Origin of the sequence: Aeromonas australiensis (assembly GCF_000819725.1) — a bacterium.
GTDB lineage: Bacteria > Pseudomonadota > Gammaproteobacteria > Enterobacterales > Aeromonadaceae > Aeromonas > Aeromonas australiensis.
Genome location: NZ_CDDH01000056.1, coordinates 66,642 through 82,947, shown reverse-complemented (window position 1 = coordinate 82,947; position 16,306 = coordinate 66,642). Strand labels below are relative to the sequence as shown.

Below are 16,306 nucleotides of genomic sequence, written 5' to 3'. Positions count from 1 at the left end.
GCATCACTCCATGTCTACCATCAGCGCTCTAACCCAGTGTAATGATGCGTTTTATTGGCACGTCATGCCAATAGCTGCCAACCGGGAGCGGAGCCTTTAGTTCCTACCTCACCTTCTGATTATCAGGATAAGCAGATGAGGTTATGTGTACTGCGTGTTCACACAGAGCGAGGTTATCTGCGAATGAATGCCAGGCTAGCGCGGTATAATGTGAAAAAACCAGTAAAAACAATGCCAGTCAGACTTAACTGACTGGCATTCGGCTAATAGTGGCGCTGTTCTGTTTTTATCTTCCGGTGCCCATCACTTCAGGTAGCGCCGCTCCAGATGCTGGCGCAGCCAGTGCGGATTGAGCGCTTCACCGGTGGCGCGACGCACCAGCTCGTCGGTGCTGTGCAAGCTCCCCTGTGACCAGATGTGGCGACCGAGCCACTCGAAAATTTCAGGCAGGCGGCCCGCCGCGATCACCTCACCCATGCTGCCCAGCTCTTTCTCGAGTGCAAAGCGCAGCTGGGCGGCATACATGGCACCCAGGGTATAGCTCGGGAAGTAGCCGAACGAGCCGTCGGTCCAGTGAATATCCTGCATACAGCCATTGCGGTAGTTGCCCTTGGTGGAGAGCCCCAGCCACTGCTGCATCTTGGCGTCCCACAGCTCGGGGATGTCGGCCACCTCGATCTTCCCTTCCACCAGATCGCGCTCCAGCTCGTAGCGCAGGATAACGTGGGCCGGATAGGTCACCTCGTCTGCATCGACCCGGATAAAGCCCGGCTCGACCCGGTTGTAGAGTTTGGCCAGATTGTCCGGCGCAAATGCCGCCTGCTCGCCGAAGTGGTGACGAATGCGTGGCGCCAGCAGCGCGAGGAAGGCGGGATCATGGCCCAGCTGCATCTCGCAAAACAGGCTCTGGCTCTCGTGAATGCCCATGGAACGAGCCTCTGCTACCGGCTGGCCCAGCAGATGGCGCGGCAGCCCCTGCTCATAACGGGCGTGGCCGGTTTCGTGCACTATGCCCATCAGGCTGGAGACAAACTCCTGCTCGTTGTAGCGGGTAGTGATCCGCACGTCGGTCGGCACGCCGCCACAGAAGGGGTGGCTGCTCACATCGAGGCGGCCGTGGGCGAAATCAAAGCCGAGCAGTCCCATTACCTCCTGACCGAGCGCCTGTTGGGTCGGGATGGGGAAGGGGCCTTGTGGCAGCAGCAGTGCATCGCCCTTCTGCTGTTCGCTCACGGTCTGAATAAGGTTCGGCAACCAGCTGGCGAGATCGCCGAAGATCTGATCGAGCCGCGCGCTGGTCATGCCCGGCTCATAGAGGGCCAGCATGGCGTCGTAGGGGCGCACGTCAAGCGCATCGGCCCGCAACTGCGCCACCTCACGGGAGAGTTTCACCACCTCCTCGAGATTGGGGGCAAAACCGGCCCAGTCGTTGTTCTTGCGCTGGCTGCGCCAGGCGTGCTCGCACTTGCTGCCGGCCAGCGACAGCGCTTCGACCAGCTCACCGGGCAGCAGGCTGGCATCTTGCCACTGGCGCTTGATCTCACGGAGGTTGGCGAGTTGCACTTCATCCAGCGGTGCGCTCTCGGCCCTGGCAATCCAGTCGCCCAGCTCGGGAGCGGTGCGCTTTTGGTGGATCAGCAGACCGAGTTCGGCCATCGCTTCGGCGCGGGCATCATTGCCCCCTTCCGGCATCATGGCCGCCTGATCCCAACCGCAGATGGCGGCGAGGTGGCTAAAGCGGTGGATCTGCTGCTGATGTTGTTCAAGCTTTTGATATGACATGGGATTGTCCTTGTTATCGTCCCTGATGGTATGCCGCCCCGTACCTGGCATGATCGGGGCTGGTCGATGCTAACACCGCAGCCGCATCGTTGGCCACTTTCACGCAGACAGGCAACAAGCGTGGTGGTGAGAGGAGGGTTAGCCGAGCCGCTTCTGGTGCCGTTCGCGGTTTTCCGCTTTTTTCCGTTCGCTTTTGCGCAGCAGCACATAGAGGGCGCCGCTGCCGCCGTGGCGACGCTCGGCGCTGTGGATCGCCATGACGGCGGGCAGTTGCGGCAACCAGGCGCTGACATAGCTTTTCAGCAGGGCGCGCGGGGTGCTGCGCTCCCCCTTGCCGTGCAGGATCAGCAGGCAGCGGATATCCCGGACTTCACAATCCGCAATGAACTGCACCAGGCTCTGGCGCGCTTCGTTGAGGGTTTTCTGGTGCAAGTCCAGGCTGGCCTGCAGCTCGTATTTGCCGAGCCGCAGCTTCTTGTAGACCCCCTCCTGCACCCCATCACGCTTGAAGCCGACGATCTCGTGCGGATCGCGCATCTCGACAGCCTCCATGGTGAGGTGGTCAAGGGCGAGTTGTTCGGCAGTAGCAGCCTGTCGGCGAGCCAGTTGTGCCTCGGTCGGGACGTTTTTTGCCCCTTGGGGATGGATGTTGTCGCTGCGAATGGGCCGCACGTCGGCTACTTCATTCATAAATAGCGAGAGTTCGTCGTTATGAGACACGGCAGGCTCCCCATAAGAAAAAGTGGGGGCCATTATAACGGCCGCAACCGGCACAGAAAACGGGGAAAGCGGGAGGGGATAAGAGGGGAGCCCAGCATGGAAGCCTGTGCCGTCTGGCCCCAGAATCACTGCCGCGCACCATAAAACAGCACAGGCGGTCAGTGTGAACTGCCGCCTGTGGTCAGAGGATTATTGTCCTTCCTTAGATTGCTGAGAATGGGGTTGCTGAGAAGGGGGTTGCTCTGCATGGGGCGGTTGTGCGTGCAACACCTTATAGATGAAGTAGACAGCGTAAGAGCTGATCAGCAAGAAGGTGCCGATAATCACCAGCATCGACATCAATCCCACGCTGTTGCCAAACATCAGGTCCAGCCAAAAGTCCATTTTATTGCTCCTGTCACCCGGTTGATGACAGGCATGATAAATACCTCTTTGCCCTGTCCGGGATGATCCCGATCAACTCCCTTGCAGGTTATTTAATAACCATCGCGATCTGTGATCGTTCTCACTGGACTCCTTGCGAGCGAGCCTGCACAGGGCCTGGTGTGGTGAGTGGGGTAATGCGCCACCCTTGCTGCTCCAGCAACGCCAGCAACCCCTGTTCGCCGTAAAGGTGCAGGGCCCCTACCACGATAAAGCTCTCGTTGGGCAGGGTGGACCATTTTTTCAGCCAGTTGTGGTTGCGCTCGGCCAGTAGGGTCTGCTCCATCCAGCTCTGTAGCGCGGGGGGAGCCATCTCCTCCTTGAGCAGATTGATAAGCATCGCTTCATCTCCCTGCTGCCACGCCTTCATCACGGCGGCGAAACCACTCTCCAGCATCGGCAGCTCATCCAGAGTGCTGGCGAGCATCAGGGTCTGGTTGTCACCCACGCTGGCCAGATAACCGAGCTGCTCCAGCAGGGTTTCAAAGCCCACCACCGGTTTGCCCTCTTTGGCGGCCCGGACGGCAAAGTGCTGGTCTATCCCGAGTTCACTCTTGAAGTCGGAGCGGGCCATGGCGGCCTGGGTCAGGGTAATGGCGGCAAACCAGGGGCGCAGGGTGGCGAGGGTTGCCTCGTCGATGCCATAGCGGGCGCCCGCCATCAGGGTGCGTTGATAGAGCTCGGCAGGCAGATGATCCTTGAGCGGCTTGCCATCCACCAGTCGGGTGAGGGAGCCGGTCTGTTGCCACTGATCCGGCGTGATGCTGTGCATGTCCACCTCCATCACCAGTGCGCGGCTCTGTAGCCAGGCCCGCTCGACCGGCTCGGGTAGCGGATAGAGGGCTGGTTTGCCCGCATGGATGGAGCCCAGCAGCCAGTGTTGCTGGTTGCCCTTGCTCACCCGATAGAAGGCGGGGTCGGCAAAGGCGTGCAGCGGTAGCAGCAGGCAGAGCAGGAAGGCAAAGAGGGTGCGATGAAATCTCATGAGGATCCTTAATGTGCGCCGGGTGACTTCTCTTGCTGACAATAGCCCCTATGATAAGTCCTCATTTCAGATAACCAAGAGGTTTGCCATGCCCCATCTTCGTTTTCGCGCCGTGACCCTCGATACCCTGCAACAGGTGAGCGGCCCGCTGCTGGCCGAGCTTTGCGAGCTGACCGGCGGCAAGCCGGAGTTTGTCACCATGGAGCGGATTGATAGCTGCTGGATCCGCAACGGCGAGCCAGAGGCGGGATTTCCGTTTGTCGAGCTGCACTGGTTTGCGCGGCCGCAGGAGATGCAGGACGCCGCCGCGCGCCTTATCACCAGCCATTTGAAGCGGGTGCTGGGGGAGCAGACCTATGTGGTGGTGCAGGTGTTCCCCTTGGTCAAGAGCGCCTACTACAGCAATGGCGAGCACTATTGAAGAGAGGGGCAAACAAGGTTGGTGGATCGGGTGATGTCACTACCTGGCTAACCCAACCCGGGCGATGGGATGCTTGTCGCCAATCACGGGATCAGGCCGATTTGGCCAGCAGTTTATCGAGCCAGCGAGTGGGCAATACCCGTCGCAAGAAGGCAAACAGCCGGGTCGGCGTGGTCACCGGATAGCGTGCCTTGGGATGGGCGTGGGTCAGCGCATGGAGCAGCGGCGGGATGCAGGCTTCGCTCGGCAGGGTAAAGCCGCTGGTGGCCCCCTCTTTTTCCAGCCGTGTCAGAGTCTGGCGGTAGGCCGACTGATGACGGCTCTGGGCCGGATCGATATGACGCAAGAAGGCGCTGCGGGCATTGGCACGAAAACGGGTATCGATGGGGCCCGGTTCAATCAGGCTGATATGTACCCCGCTACCCGCCAGTTCGAGGCGCAGGGTATCCGAGTAACCCTCCAGCGCAAATTTGCTGGCGTTATAGGCGCCGCGATACTTCATGGCAACCAGCCCCAGCACCGAGCTGTTCTGCACTATCCGCCCCTCTTTGGCCTCCAGCATCGGCGGCAGCACCTGACGGATCAGATGGTGCCAGCCAAACAGGTTGACATTAAACTGCTCACGTAGCGCCTCGGTGGGCAGATCTTCCAGCGCCCCGGGCTGGCCATAAGCGCCGTTGTTGAACAGGCCATAGAGGCGCCCACCCGCCAGATGGAGCGCCGCACTGGCACCCAGTTCGATGGAGGCAGAATCCGCCAGATCCAGCTGTACCGCCAGCAATCCCTGTTGCTGCAAGCGGGCCACATCTTCCGCCTTGCGCGCCGAGGCGATCACGGTAAAACCGTGCTGCCCGAGCGCTTGTGCGGCGGCGAGGCCAATACCGCTGGAACAACCGGTGATCAGAACAAAACGGGGCATGATGGCGTCCTTGTGACTGCTGACAAAAGCGTGCTGGCGGGTGAGCGGATAAAATCCTTATCCGGTTCGCATGTTAGCCTGCCAACCGGCAAAAAGAAAACCGGGCCAAGTGGCCCGGTTTGCTGACATCGTATTGCCTGATTACATGATGGTAAACGGAGCAATGATGTGGAACTTGACGTCACGCTCGGAGGTAAACATGTTGGGATAAGCCCAGCTACCCAGTTCATCTTGCTTGTTGTTGTAGTCGGTGAAGTGCAGCTTGAACAGGGTGCCTTTCAACTTGCCATCTTGCACGGTGTACATGACATCGAAGTTAGCTGCCCACTCTTTACCGTTTTTCAGTGTGCTATCACCATTTTCGGCATCCCAGCCATAGGCGCCGGAGACACCCACTGCCCAACCAGGAGCTCCCACCAAGTCATCCAGAGTACGAGTTACACCGGCGAACAGTGCTTTCTCATTATTGTGGTTCCAATCAGACCGAGAGTCCCACCAAATTTCGTTAGCACCCTGAGAGTTGGCGTAACCAGTAGTCAGACGAGGTAAATAGTTACCTAGTTTTCCTTCTGCCTTGCTCCACAACCCTTCTACACGAAAAGCGTATGGGCCCACACCGAATGCAGCAGTAATTGCTTGCTGCCATGCCAGACCATCGTAGTCATTGTTGTCAGTTTCAGAACCGTAGAATTGATAACTGGTAGATAGGCCACCCAGAACGTCAAACTTGTGAGCCAGTTTGAAGTGGTAGCTATCCATATAGCCTTCGGACTGACCGAAGGAACCAGTCACGGCAGTGCCATTTTCGAAGGTATAACGAGCAGCTAAACCGTGGATATAGTCAATGCTGTTTTCATCATTGAATGCAGCATTGCCCGCATACATGCTTGCTTTAGAGAATCCTGCAGTCTCTTTAAACCAAGGCGCCTTATACTCGTCAGCGATGGCGTAGGTCAGGTAGAGACCACCGAAGTTGCCTTCAACTTGGCCACCACGGTAGGTACCCGGTTGATAGGACCAGTTAACACCGATGACACCCGGCACGTAAAGCTGGGTGTAACCACCCTTGGCGGTCACACTATCGCCAAACTTGAATTTCAGTGCCGCGTTGGAAAGACTGAAGCCATCTTCTGAGAGACCATCCAGCTTTCCACCCCATTTTCTGCCTGCAAAGCTGAATTCATTTTCCTCGTTAACACCATTACTCTCGTCAACAGATAGGTCATAGGCCCCGAAACCACCTAGATCCAGACCGATAAAGTTCCACGCATAACCCGAGTTAAAGTTCAGTGCGGCTTGAGCGGTACCATGGCTAAGATTGGAATGATATTTTCCATCGCCAGTAGCGCCACCTTGGATGCGCTGACGATCACGCTGGAAGTAGAACAGACCGCCGGTCAGTTTGGAGTCTTTGACGAAGGTTTCATAGGACTGGCCATATTCCGGGCTCATCATGTCCTGAGCTGCCAACGCCATACCGGGGGCGACCAGAGCGGCTACCACAGCGGCACTCAAAGCGGCGCGCTTGAAGATCACTTTTTCCATTTGTATTGCTCCTGATTTTATGGACTTAGCTTTTTTTTCCGGCAGTTGGCATCGGGCCTACCGCTCGGTATTGGCATTGCAATCAAAACCCCGAAGGGCAAAAAATCTTGTCTTGGTTATCTGCGAACCCGGATGTCTTGGCACATCTCATCGTTGGCAGTCCTGATCATCACAGCTTGTTTTTTATGTTCCGATTCTTGGCTATCGGACAACCCCAAGAGTACGTTCGCGGTGCGAAATATCAATGAAAAGTTCCCTCAACATTTCAAAAGTATGACCGAGTGCAAATAATCACGGGCAAGGTCGTAAACAGCCTTATGGCAGGCAGAGCGGTAATGAGAACGTTTTCTTGTGGCGGTAACCAGGCTGGTGCGGGTTTGCATCCTATGTGGGTGAAGAGGCGTCAGTTAACCTGCTGATAACAGATAATTTTGTGCTACAAAAAAACTTTCCCTCTGGTTGAGGGAAAGTGATCTGGTGGGGATGCGGGGCGAATAGGGCTCAGCCTTGCTGGCCGAGGATGCGGGGGATCTGCTGCGCCTGATGGTGAATATGGGACGAGACCTGCACCGAGAGCTGACTCACCTGACGGGCATGCTGGTGGATACGGGCGATCAGATCGGCAAAACTGGCCAGCTTGTGTTCCTGACTTTTGGCGTTGTCGGCGCCCTGCAGGGCGATCACTGCGGTGTTGCGGGCGATCTCCCGCACCGCCTGGGTGGTCTGGCGCAGTTGCTCCGCCTGTGCCCGCTGGCGGCTTGATTCGCTGGTGATCCGGTTCAGTACAGTGCCAAGCTGTTCACCGGATTGGGTCAGGCGCCCCAGAATATCGGTGATCTGGTTGAGGGATTGCTGGGTATTGGCCGAGAGGTGGCGCACTTCATCGGCGACCACGGCAAAGCCGCGTCCCTGTTCCCCTGCGCGGGCCGCTTCGATGGCGGCGTTGAGGGCCAGCAAGTTGGTCTGCTGAGCGATATGACCGATCACATCGACAATGGCCGTCACATCGGCAACCGAGCGGGTGAGGGCTTGCAGCGCCTCATCGCTCTCGTCAATCGCCAGTCCGGTCTGATGAGTGGCGTGCAGCATGCTGCCCACCAGATCTTCGCTCTGGCTCATCGCCTGTTCGTTATGGTGGGCATGCTGGGCGATGTCGGCGGCAACCTGATGAACCTCTCCGGCCAGCTGGTTCAGCTCATCCATCATCTGGCCGCTCTCGTCGACCACCTGTTCGGTGGTGCGGGTGCTGTGATGGATCTCGTCAACCTGACTGACCATCCCTTGCAAACTGAGTGATACCGCAGACAGCTGCCCCTCTTTCTGTTGTTGATCCTGCTGCAGGCGGCCGATCAGCCGGTTGTAGCTGGCAACAATATCGGCCAGCTCGTTGCGATCGCGCCCGGCAGGCAACGGCTCGGCCTGTCCCGTCTGATCGAGTTGCATAAAGGCTCCGCGTAGTCGCAACAAGGGGGTGAGCAGCCAGCGTCGTTGCACCAGCGCAAACAGCAGGGCGACTATCACCAGGCAGAGCGCCAGCGTACCGAGGATGGTGGCCAGCTCCTGATTGACTGCTTGCCGCTCGTGGGCAAGTTGTTCCCCCATCTGTCTGGTCGCTTGCAACATCGCCATGATGTCTTGCTGCACGGTCTGGCGGCCGGCCTGTTGCTGTTGCAGCGCCGTGCGGCTGTTGGCCAGCTCCTGCGGATAGCGGCCCAGCAGCGAGCGCAATTCGCTGCGCGGTTGATCTCCCAGCTCCTTGCGTACCGGCTCCCCCAGGGTGAATTCATCGGCGGGCGCCTCTTCATACAGGCCGAGCAGCGGCAAGGCTTGCAGTGCTTGCGCCTGTTTTTGCAGTGCCTCCAGCTCGAAGTGGATCCCTTCGAGCAGCTTCTCATTGCCCTGCTCCATATAGCTTTGGCGCAAATGGGCGAGACGCGGCAGGCCCGCCAGGATCTCTGCCGCGCTACGGCGATATTGCTGTGCCGCGGCAGATTGTTCCGTGCTGGCGCCTTGCTCCCCATAGCGGATCAGCGCCATGGCCTGGCTGCCCAGCTCACTCTCAGCATTTTGCAGCAGCAGCTGGCTGTTGCCCGAGAGCTTGCCTGCGGCCTGATAGTCGTGCGCGATGCGCTGCGCCATCTGTTCGAGTTGCTGTCTGAGCGGGGCTGCCACGGCATCATCCCTCGCTGCCAGCGAGGAGAGCGCTTGCTGGCGGATCTTCTCCGCCGCGGTCAGTTGCTGTGGATCGCCGCTGTTGAGGTAGTCACGCAGACTGTTTTGCAGGGTCACGGTCACCAGTTGTTGCAGCGTCTCGTGCTGATGCTGGGCCTGATTGGTATGGGCAAGCTGTTGCCAGCCGTGGTAGAGGGCCAGCGCCTGTCCTCCCGCAACCAGTAACAGAACAAGGGAGGATAGGGTGGCGTAATGGGCGATTTTCACGGGGTAATTCCTGTCAGCACAGACCATTGGGGAGCGTGGCCCGAGCCTAAACAGGGATGATGGCGTTTTTATGACAACATGGTCAGGCTGCCCAATTTTGCCGACTTAACTGGCAGGTGATGCCAGCGCTCTGTTGCGTTGGCCCAGCATACCCAGCAGGGCGCCTCCCATGATAAGTGCGCCAGCAAGCAGATGGCGCGAGGTTAGCGTTTCTCCATTGAGCAACACCAGCAGCAAGGTGCTCAGCAGTGGTGTCAGGTAGGCCAGCGCACCAATCCGCCGTGGATCCCCATCCCGCAGTGCCAGATACCAGGTCACAAAGGCCGCCCCCATCGGTCCCAGCGCCAGCCCGATGATGAGGCTCCAGTCACTGGTGGGGATCTGCGCGAGCGGCAGGGGTCCCTCCAGCAGACGGGCAAGCAGCAGCGCCAGCAAACCTGCGGGCAGGCAGGCTGCCGCAGTGACCACGGCGGGGGCTGGTGGCAGACGGCGCGACAGCACAGAGTAGGCTCCCCAGACGACAGCTGCACCGAGCGCCAACAGGTATCCCGGCAGATAGACCTGCTGCAGTTGCAGCTCGCCATTGACCATCACCAGCATGGAGCCCGCCAGACCGAAGGCGCCAGCCAGCAGATGACGGGCATGGAGTGGATGGCCGGGCAGCAACAGCGGGGTGAACAGAATGATACAGAGCGGCCAGAGGTAGTTAATCAGGTTTGCCTCCAGCACCGGGGCGTGGCGAAAGCTCATAAAGAGCAGCAGATGGTAGAGCAGCAATGCCGTAACCGTCACCAGCCAGGTAATGGGGCGGGCACGCCACTGGCGCCAGAACGGCAAAGCTCCGACCCCGCAGAAAAACAGCACCAGCCCGACCAGCACCAGTGGTGACACGCTGGTAACCCGTGACGTCAGCGCCGCCAGTGAAGCCCACAGCACAATGGTCAGCAGTGCAAAAGCGGTGGATCTATCCCACCAGGAACATCCGGACATCCAACACTCCTTTGCAAGATGAAACAGGGCTTGGCCTCAAAGACCAGCCAAAGGCAAGCAGTCTATCAGAGCGCGCAGGCACTGAATGCAGAAAGGAGAGGGTCATCACCGTTGGGTGGTGGGGCGGGCGGATTCATTGTTGCCAAAAACGACCTGCAAGATTGTAAAAAAATGGGATTGGTGCATTTTCCCAATAATGCTGAGTATCTCATTGAGCGGAATGATACCGAGTCACTCAAGAAGATGCTTGTGCGGACAGCCTATCTGGCTAAAAACGAGACAAAGAGACGCGGAGAAGGATACCGCTGTTTCGGGGGGAGTAACATTTGAAGGCTTATTGGTGTTGATAAAAAGACTTTTACTGCAGTTTTAGATGGCATCAGATCCGGGAGTTTCTGCTCCCGGATCTGTTAAGCTAACCCTCATTTGTTATCGCATCAGTTGGAGTAACCCATGGCAGCTTATTCCCCTCCCTTCACCCTGACCCACGCCATGTTGAGTCGGGTGGCGGACATCGCAGACTTGGTGGGGTAGTGGCGGTTTGCTCAGAGCTCCCAGGTGCCGATGCTGCGTCGAGAGAACCGGATCCGCACTATCCAAGCCTCCTTGGCGATTGAGCACAACACACTGAGTGTTGAACAGGTGACGGCAGTGATTGAGGGAAAGACGGTGTTTGGGCTTCCACGGGAAATCCAAGAGGTCCGTAATGCGTTCGCGGCCTATGAAGCAATGCCTGATTGGGATCCAGCTTCAGCTGATGATTTACTTGGTGCTCACAGACTCCTGATGCGTGGACTCTGTGATGATGCGGGTCACTGGCGTAGCGGTGGTGTAGGTATCTATCGAGGCGAGTAGTTGGTGCATATGGCTCCCCCTGCGAACCAGGTCCCTCGTCTGATGGAACACCTATTGACCTGGCTGGCTGAGACCGAGGCTCATCCGCTGATCGCTTCCTGTGCCTTGCATTATGAGTTGGAGTTTATTCATCCATTTGCGGATGGAAATGGTCGGATGGGGCGTTTATGGCAGGCGGTGATATTGAGTCGCTGGCAGCCTGTAATGGCTTTCTTACCAGTGGAGACGATGATCAACGCTCGGCAAGATCACTACTATCAGCAGCTAAGTCAGGCTGACAGTCGCAGTGATTGTACCGAGTTTATCCTCTTTTTATTGGAAGCGCTGCGCGATGCGCTGGCCCAGGCGATTGCGATTCAACCAGCAGCAGTATCACCTCATCAGGAGAAAATGCGGGTAGAAATGAGGGTTGAAACGCAGGTAGAAAAGCGGGTCAAAACACCCCAGGCCATCTTGGCGGAACTGGCGGAACTGGCGGAACTGGCGGAACTGGCGGCTGAGCCGACCATAACGCTCAAGCAAGTTGCAGAGCGGATTGGCAAGTCGACCAGTACAGTGGAGAGAGCTGTGGCCGTGCTTGTCAAAGACGGGCGATTGCGCTTTGTTGGGCCGCGTAAGAGCGGACGTTGGGAGGTATTGGATCCTGACGCGTAACCATCTAGCCCCGCAACTAACCGACTCAGGGCTACCTGGCCACCGGCAGGTCCTCCCAGCGGGTGGTGTAGCAGGGGCTCAGGTGCTCTTGTCGCATCATCCACTCAGGCGACCCCGTACCTTGGCTGGCAACAGCCGCAGCCTCGGCTTGAGCTGCAAGGTCTTTACCGTGAAGCCGCCATCGAGTAGTGCAATCACCACATCACCCTGACGCTGTTTATACGCTGGATAAATCAGCCGATAAGAGCCGCATAAGGCAGTTTTATCACCAAGCTCACATCAAGGCATCATTTTGATTGCATGACTTGTTCGTTATGATAGCTTAAGTCTCTATTGAACATATCTGACCGTAACCGCATGCAGGTTCTAGACGAGCTTCCCTACGCCCAGCGAGAGCGCTTGGCGTATATCGATTTTTGCCTCAACTACTTTGGCTCTATCACCCGTGCTGCGCTGATTGAGCGCTTCTGTATTGGTCCTGCAGCTGCAACCCGAGACTTTGGGACCTATAAGGAGTTTTGTGCGGGCAACCTGGTGTTGCGTCCTCAAAACAAGGTCTATGAGCGGACTCCTGCATTCAAACCGTTGTTTGACCATGAGCCTACCGCCGCACTCTCTTGTCTGGCTTTTGGTTTTGGCAATGGCATCACACAACCACATTTACCGAATGCGCGTTGCTTGGCACCACAGCAATTGATCCAGCCCAAGACTGAAATGTTGTCAGCTCTAATGCGTGCCATTCACCTGCAAAAAGCAATCAGCTGTAGCTATGTATCGCTCTCGTCCGGGCGGACACTGCGTGAACTGGTGCCCCACAGCTTGGCCAATGATGGCCATCGCTGGCATGTCCGAGCCTTTGATCGGCTCCGGCAGGCGTTCCGGGATTTTTCCTGTTCGCGCTTTGACTCTGTCTTTTTGTTAAATGATGTTCCGTCGGGAAAAGAGACCCGTGAGTTCGATCATCAGTGGAACCGAATTGTTGATTTGGAGCTGATCCCGCACCCTGCGATAGCTCATCCAGAGGCCATAGCGATGGACTATGGCATGGTTGATGGTAAGCGTGATGTGCAGGTCCGTGCCGCATTGGCGGGCTATCTGCTCAACTACTGGAATGTGGACTGTTCCCCTGAGCACAACTTGCCTGCCGAGCGCCATCCGCTGGCCTTGAACAATCAGGCCACCTTGTATGGCGTAGAGAATCTGATGTTGGCTCCAGGTTATGGGGCGAACCATTAATGAACAGTCGTTGGATAGCATTTCCGAAGCGTGGTCACATAGGTCCCAAGCATGAAGCTGATTGATAACATTAATTCTCTATTGGGTGATGAACTCAAGAACAGCTTGTTGCCGGGAGCCAAGCTGAAGATTGCTGCCTCGTGTTTTTCTATCTATGCCTACGAGGCGTTGAAGCAGCAGTTGGAACAAGTGGATGAACTGGAGTTCATCTTTACGGCGCCCACATTTGTTGAAGAAGAAGCGGTCGATAAGCTGAAGAAGGAAAAGCGCGAGTTTCATATTCCAGATGAAGGAAAGGAACGCGCCTTCTTCGGTAGCGAGTTCGAGATTCAGCTAAAAAACAAGCTGACCCAGAAGGCGATTGCGCGCGAGTGTGCAGACTGGATCAGGCGCAAGGCAAAGTTCCGCTCCAATCTGACATCGGCTCCCATGCAACAGTTTGCTATTGTCGAGTCGGCTCCCCAGAACATGGTCTATCAACCCCTGCAAGGTTTTACTGCCGTTGATTTGGGTTATCAAAAGGGTAATGCTGTATCCAACCTCGTTATGGGAATGGATGAAGTTAGCTCAACTCAGACCTTTCTTTCGGTATTTGATCAGGTCTGGCACGACAAAGAAAAACTGACCGATGTGACGGATCGCCTGGTGCAATACATGAGCACCGTCTATCAGGAAAACCCGCCGGAACAGATCTATTTTCAGTTGCTCTACAACCTGTTCAATGAGTTCCTAGAAGATATCAATGAAGACGTTTTGCCCAATGATAAAACGGGCTATCGCGACAGTCTGATCTGGCAAAAACTTTTTAATTACCAGCGAGATGCGGCCACCGGCATCATCAACAAGCTGGAAACTTACAACGGTTGCATACTGGCGGATAGTGTGGGTCTGGGGAAAACCTTTACTGCATTGGCTGTCGTGAAGTACTACGAGCTGCGCAACAAGTCGGTACTGGTGCTATGTCCAAAAAAACTGGCAGAGAACTGGACCAACTACAACAGCAACTTCACTACCAATCCATTTGTTAAAGATCGTTTTAACTTTGATGTGCTTTGTCACACCGATCTGCAGCGCACCAAAGGCGAGTCTCTGGGCATGTCGCTTAGCCGGGTGAACTGGGGCAATTATGATTTGGTGGTGATCGATGAGTCTCACAACTTCCGTAACAACCAGGCCTACAAGGAACAGGAAACTCGCTATCAGGCGTTGATGAACAGGGTGATTCGGTCGGGTGTTAAAACCAAGGTTCTGATGCTCTCGGCAACGCCGGTAAACAACAAATTCAGCGATCTGAAGAATCAACTGGCACTGGCGTATGAAGGGGATTCCGCTACGCTGCACAAGAAACTTGATACCCATCTGGGGATAGATGAGATATTCAAGCGGGCTCAGAAGGCATTTAATAATTGGGCTGAACTGGAGCCCGAGAAGCGCACTGCCACGGCTCTGTTAGCGGCCTTGGATTTCGACTTCTTCCGGCTGCTTGATAGCGTCACCATTGCACGCTCTCGTCGGCATATTCAGACCTTCTACGATACCAAGGATATTGGTCGGTTCCCTACTCGCAATAAACCCTTGTCGTTTCAGCCTCCGTTGACACAGCATGCCGGGGTCATTGGCTTCAATGAAATTTTCGAGCAGCTCTCAGGCCTACGTCTGGCTGTGTACGCGCCGGTGAGTTACATACTGCCGAGCAGAATGGCCAAGTACGAGGCCATGTACGACACAAACGTGCAGGGGGGGAAGAGCCGACTCCGTCAGGCAGACCGTGAGAAGGCCTTGCAACGGCTGATGACGATCAACCTGCTCAAACGTCTGGAAAGCTCGGTCCAAGCCTTTCGTCTGACTCTACAGGGGTTGCAGCGCCTGTTAAAGGAAGCATTGGGCAATATTGATGCCTTTAAGCGCAAAGGCTCTGACAGTGGCATGGATGAGGCTCGTGTGCTTACAGGGGCGCGGGATTGGGATCTGGAAGATGAGGGGGAACTGGAAGAATTGGCCGATGCCTTTTCTACCGGCGGCAAAATCAAAATCAACTTGGCAGACATGGACATTCTCAGCTGGGAACGGCACCTGAGCGATGATCTGAACATCATCGATGGGTTGCTGACCGAAATGGCCAAGGTGACACCACAACAAGATGCCAAACTCGCCCATCTTAAAAACTTGTTACAACAAAAATGGCAAAACCCAATCAATCCTGGTAATCGCAAGGTTCTGCTTTTCACTGCATTTGCTGATACGGCCGATTACCTTTACGAACAGCTAGCGCCTCTGTGCCAGCAACATAGGTTGCACCTTGGCAAGGTCACTGGCAGTAGCGCGGCCAAATCAACTGTTGGCAAGGGGTATGACTTCCAGAGTCTACTGACGCTCTTTTCTCCTCGTTCGAAAGAGAAAGCCCATATCCTGCCTGATGAGCCAGCCGAGCTGGATCTCTTAATTGGGACAGATTGCATTTCCGAAGGCCAAAACCTGCAGGATTGCGATTACCTGGTGAATTACGACATTCACTGGAACCCGGTACGCATCATCCAGCGTTTCGGGCGCGTCGATCGTATCGGCTCGCTCAATGAGTGCATTCAGCTAGTCAACTACTGGCCAGATATCAGCCTTGATGAGTACATCAACCTCAAAGAGCGGGTTGAGAATCGCATGGTGATCTCCGATCTGACTTCAACAGGGGATGATAACGTGCTGACCGCTCAGGCCAACGATGTGGCCTATCGCAAGGAGCAGCTTAAGCGCTTACAAGAGGAAGTGATCGACCTGGAGGATGTCAAAAGCGGCATCTCGATCACCGATCTCGGTTTAAATGAGTTCAGAATGGATTTACTGAACTATCTGAAAACCCACCCTGATATTACACACCTGCCCAATGGGTTACATACCGTCGTGGCTGCCGACCCCGCGCGGGGCCTGATTCCTGGTGTCATTTTTGCGCTGCGTAATCGCCATGCCGGAGTGAATATTGATCAGCAAAACAGGCTACATCCCTACTACCTGATCTACATGGCGGATAATGGCGACGTCGCTATCAACCACCTGCAGGCTAAGCCTTTGCTGGACCGGATCCGCGCCGCCTGTAAGGGCAAGGAAAGTGCTGACGAAATGGCTTGCCAGCTGTTCAATCAAGTAACGCAGGATGGCCGTAAGATGGCCCACTATTCGGCGCTGCTGGATCAGGCTATTCATGCCATGGTGGCGGTGAAAGAACAAAGTGATATCGACAGCCTGTTCAGTGGGGGGCCGACAACTGCGCTCAAGAATGAGATTGCGGGGCTGGATCAGTTCGAGTTGATCAACTTCATCGTGGTACAGGGATAAGAGCAGATAG

Annotated in this window: 14 protein-coding genes; 5 read left to right on the top strand and 9 right to left on the bottom strand. The window is 56.1% G+C overall.

Annotated features, from left to right (window positions below; translation table 11 throughout):
- Positions 1-303: 303 nt before the first annotated feature.
- The 4 genes from BN1117_RS08755 to BN1117_RS08740 all read right to left on the bottom strand — a co-directional run bounded on the left by BN1117_RS08755 (position 304) and on the right by BN1117_RS08740 (position 3,910).
- Complete coding sequence (locus BN1117_RS08755; RefSeq protein ID WP_040096604.1) at positions 304-1,782, bottom strand: carboxypeptidase M32; 1,479 nt, start codon at positions 1,780-1,782, stop codon at positions 304-306.
- A 138-nt stretch (positions 1,783-1,920) separates the two neighbouring features.
- On the bottom strand, positions 1,921-2,502 hold the full coding sequence (gene smrA / locus BN1117_RS08750; RefSeq protein WP_040096603.1) for a DNA endonuclease SmrA: 582 nt from the start codon (positions 2,500-2,502) through the stop codon (positions 1,921-1,923).
- 189 nt (positions 2,503-2,691) lie between these two features.
- Positions 2,692-2,886 (bottom strand): DUF3149 domain-containing protein, encoded by a 195-nt coding sequence (locus BN1117_RS08745; protein WP_040096601.1) that lies wholly within the window; start codon positions 2,884-2,886, stop codon positions 2,692-2,694.
- A gap of 121 nt (positions 2,887-3,007) precedes the next feature.
- Positions 3,008-3,910 (bottom strand): TraB/GumN family protein, encoded by a 903-nt coding sequence (locus BN1117_RS08740; RefSeq protein WP_040096599.1) that lies wholly within the window; start codon positions 3,908-3,910, stop codon positions 3,008-3,010.
- 88 nt (positions 3,911-3,998) lie between these two features.
- On the opposite strand from BN1117_RS08740, the gene BN1117_RS08735 reads away from it, so the two are divergent.
- A complete protein-coding gene (locus tag BN1117_RS08735) occupies positions 3,999-4,331 on the top strand; it encodes a DUF1904 family protein (RefSeq protein ID WP_040096597.1) in 333 nt (110 codons plus the stop codon).
- A gap of 91 nt (positions 4,332-4,422) precedes the next feature.
- Here BN1117_RS08735 and BN1117_RS08730 read toward each other — a convergent pair whose 3' ends face one another.
- The 4 genes from BN1117_RS08730 to BN1117_RS08715 all read right to left on the bottom strand — a co-directional run bounded on the left by BN1117_RS08730 (position 4,423) and on the right by BN1117_RS08715 (position 10,224).
- Positions 4,423-5,250, bottom strand: a complete 828-nt coding sequence (locus BN1117_RS08730; RefSeq protein ID WP_040096595.1) for an SDR family oxidoreductase — start codon at positions 5,248-5,250, stop codon at positions 4,423-4,425.
- A gap of 141 nt (positions 5,251-5,391) precedes the next feature.
- Complete coding sequence (locus BN1117_RS08725) at positions 5,392-6,795, bottom strand: OprD family outer membrane porin (protein ID WP_040096594.1); 1,404 nt, start codon at positions 6,793-6,795, stop codon at positions 5,392-5,394.
- Positions 6,796-7,296: 501 nt separating this feature from the next.
- The gene (locus BN1117_RS08720; protein WP_040096592.1) at positions 7,297-9,234 is read right to left on the bottom strand and encodes a methyl-accepting chemotaxis protein; all 1,938 of its coding nucleotides are present in this window, start codon (positions 9,232-9,234) and stop codon (positions 7,297-7,299) included.
- A 105-nt stretch (positions 9,235-9,339) separates the two neighbouring features.
- Positions 9,340-10,224: a DMT family transporter gene (locus BN1117_RS08715; protein WP_040096591.1), complete on the bottom strand. Its 885-nt coding sequence runs from the start codon at positions 10,222-10,224 to the stop codon at positions 9,340-9,342.
- An 18-nt stretch (positions 10,225-10,242) separates the two neighbouring features.
- Between BN1117_RS08715 and BN1117_RS20030 the strand changes: the two genes are divergently transcribed.
- Both BN1117_RS20030 and BN1117_RS19840 read left to right on the top strand, forming a co-directional pair.
- Positions 10,243-10,554: a YagK/YfjJ domain-containing protein gene (locus tag BN1117_RS20030; protein ID WP_040096589.1), complete on the top strand. Its 312-nt coding sequence runs from the start codon at positions 10,243-10,245 to the stop codon at positions 10,552-10,554.
- A 567-nt stretch (positions 10,555-11,121) separates the two neighbouring features.
- Positions 11,122-11,733 (top strand): Fic family protein, encoded by a 612-nt coding sequence (locus BN1117_RS19840; RefSeq protein WP_244463529.1) that lies wholly within the window; start codon positions 11,122-11,124, stop codon positions 11,731-11,733.
- A 31-nt stretch (positions 11,734-11,764) separates the two neighbouring features.
- Here BN1117_RS19840 and BN1117_RS19005 read toward each other — a convergent pair whose 3' ends face one another.
- Positions 11,765-11,830 carry a DUF4113 domain-containing protein gene (locus BN1117_RS19005; RefSeq protein ID WP_234887775.1) on the bottom strand — a complete coding sequence of 22 codons (66 nt, stop codon included), beginning with the start codon at positions 11,828-11,830 and terminating at the stop codon, positions 11,765-11,767.
- A gap of 302 nt (positions 11,831-12,132) precedes the next feature.
- Here BN1117_RS19005 and BN1117_RS08700 point away from each other — a divergent pair, with 302 nt between their 5' ends.
- Both BN1117_RS08700 and BN1117_RS08695 read left to right on the top strand, forming a co-directional pair.
- Positions 12,133-12,969 carry a WYL domain-containing protein gene (locus BN1117_RS08700; protein WP_209435235.1) on the top strand — a complete coding sequence of 279 codons (837 nt, stop codon included), beginning with the start codon at positions 12,133-12,135 and terminating at the stop codon, positions 12,967-12,969.
- 51 nt (positions 12,970-13,020) lie between these two features.
- On the top strand, positions 13,021-16,296 hold the full coding sequence (locus BN1117_RS08695; protein ID WP_040096586.1) for an SNF2-related protein: 3,276 nt from the start codon (positions 13,021-13,023) through the stop codon (positions 16,294-16,296).
- The last annotated feature ends 10 nt before the right edge of the window (positions 16,297-16,306 follow it).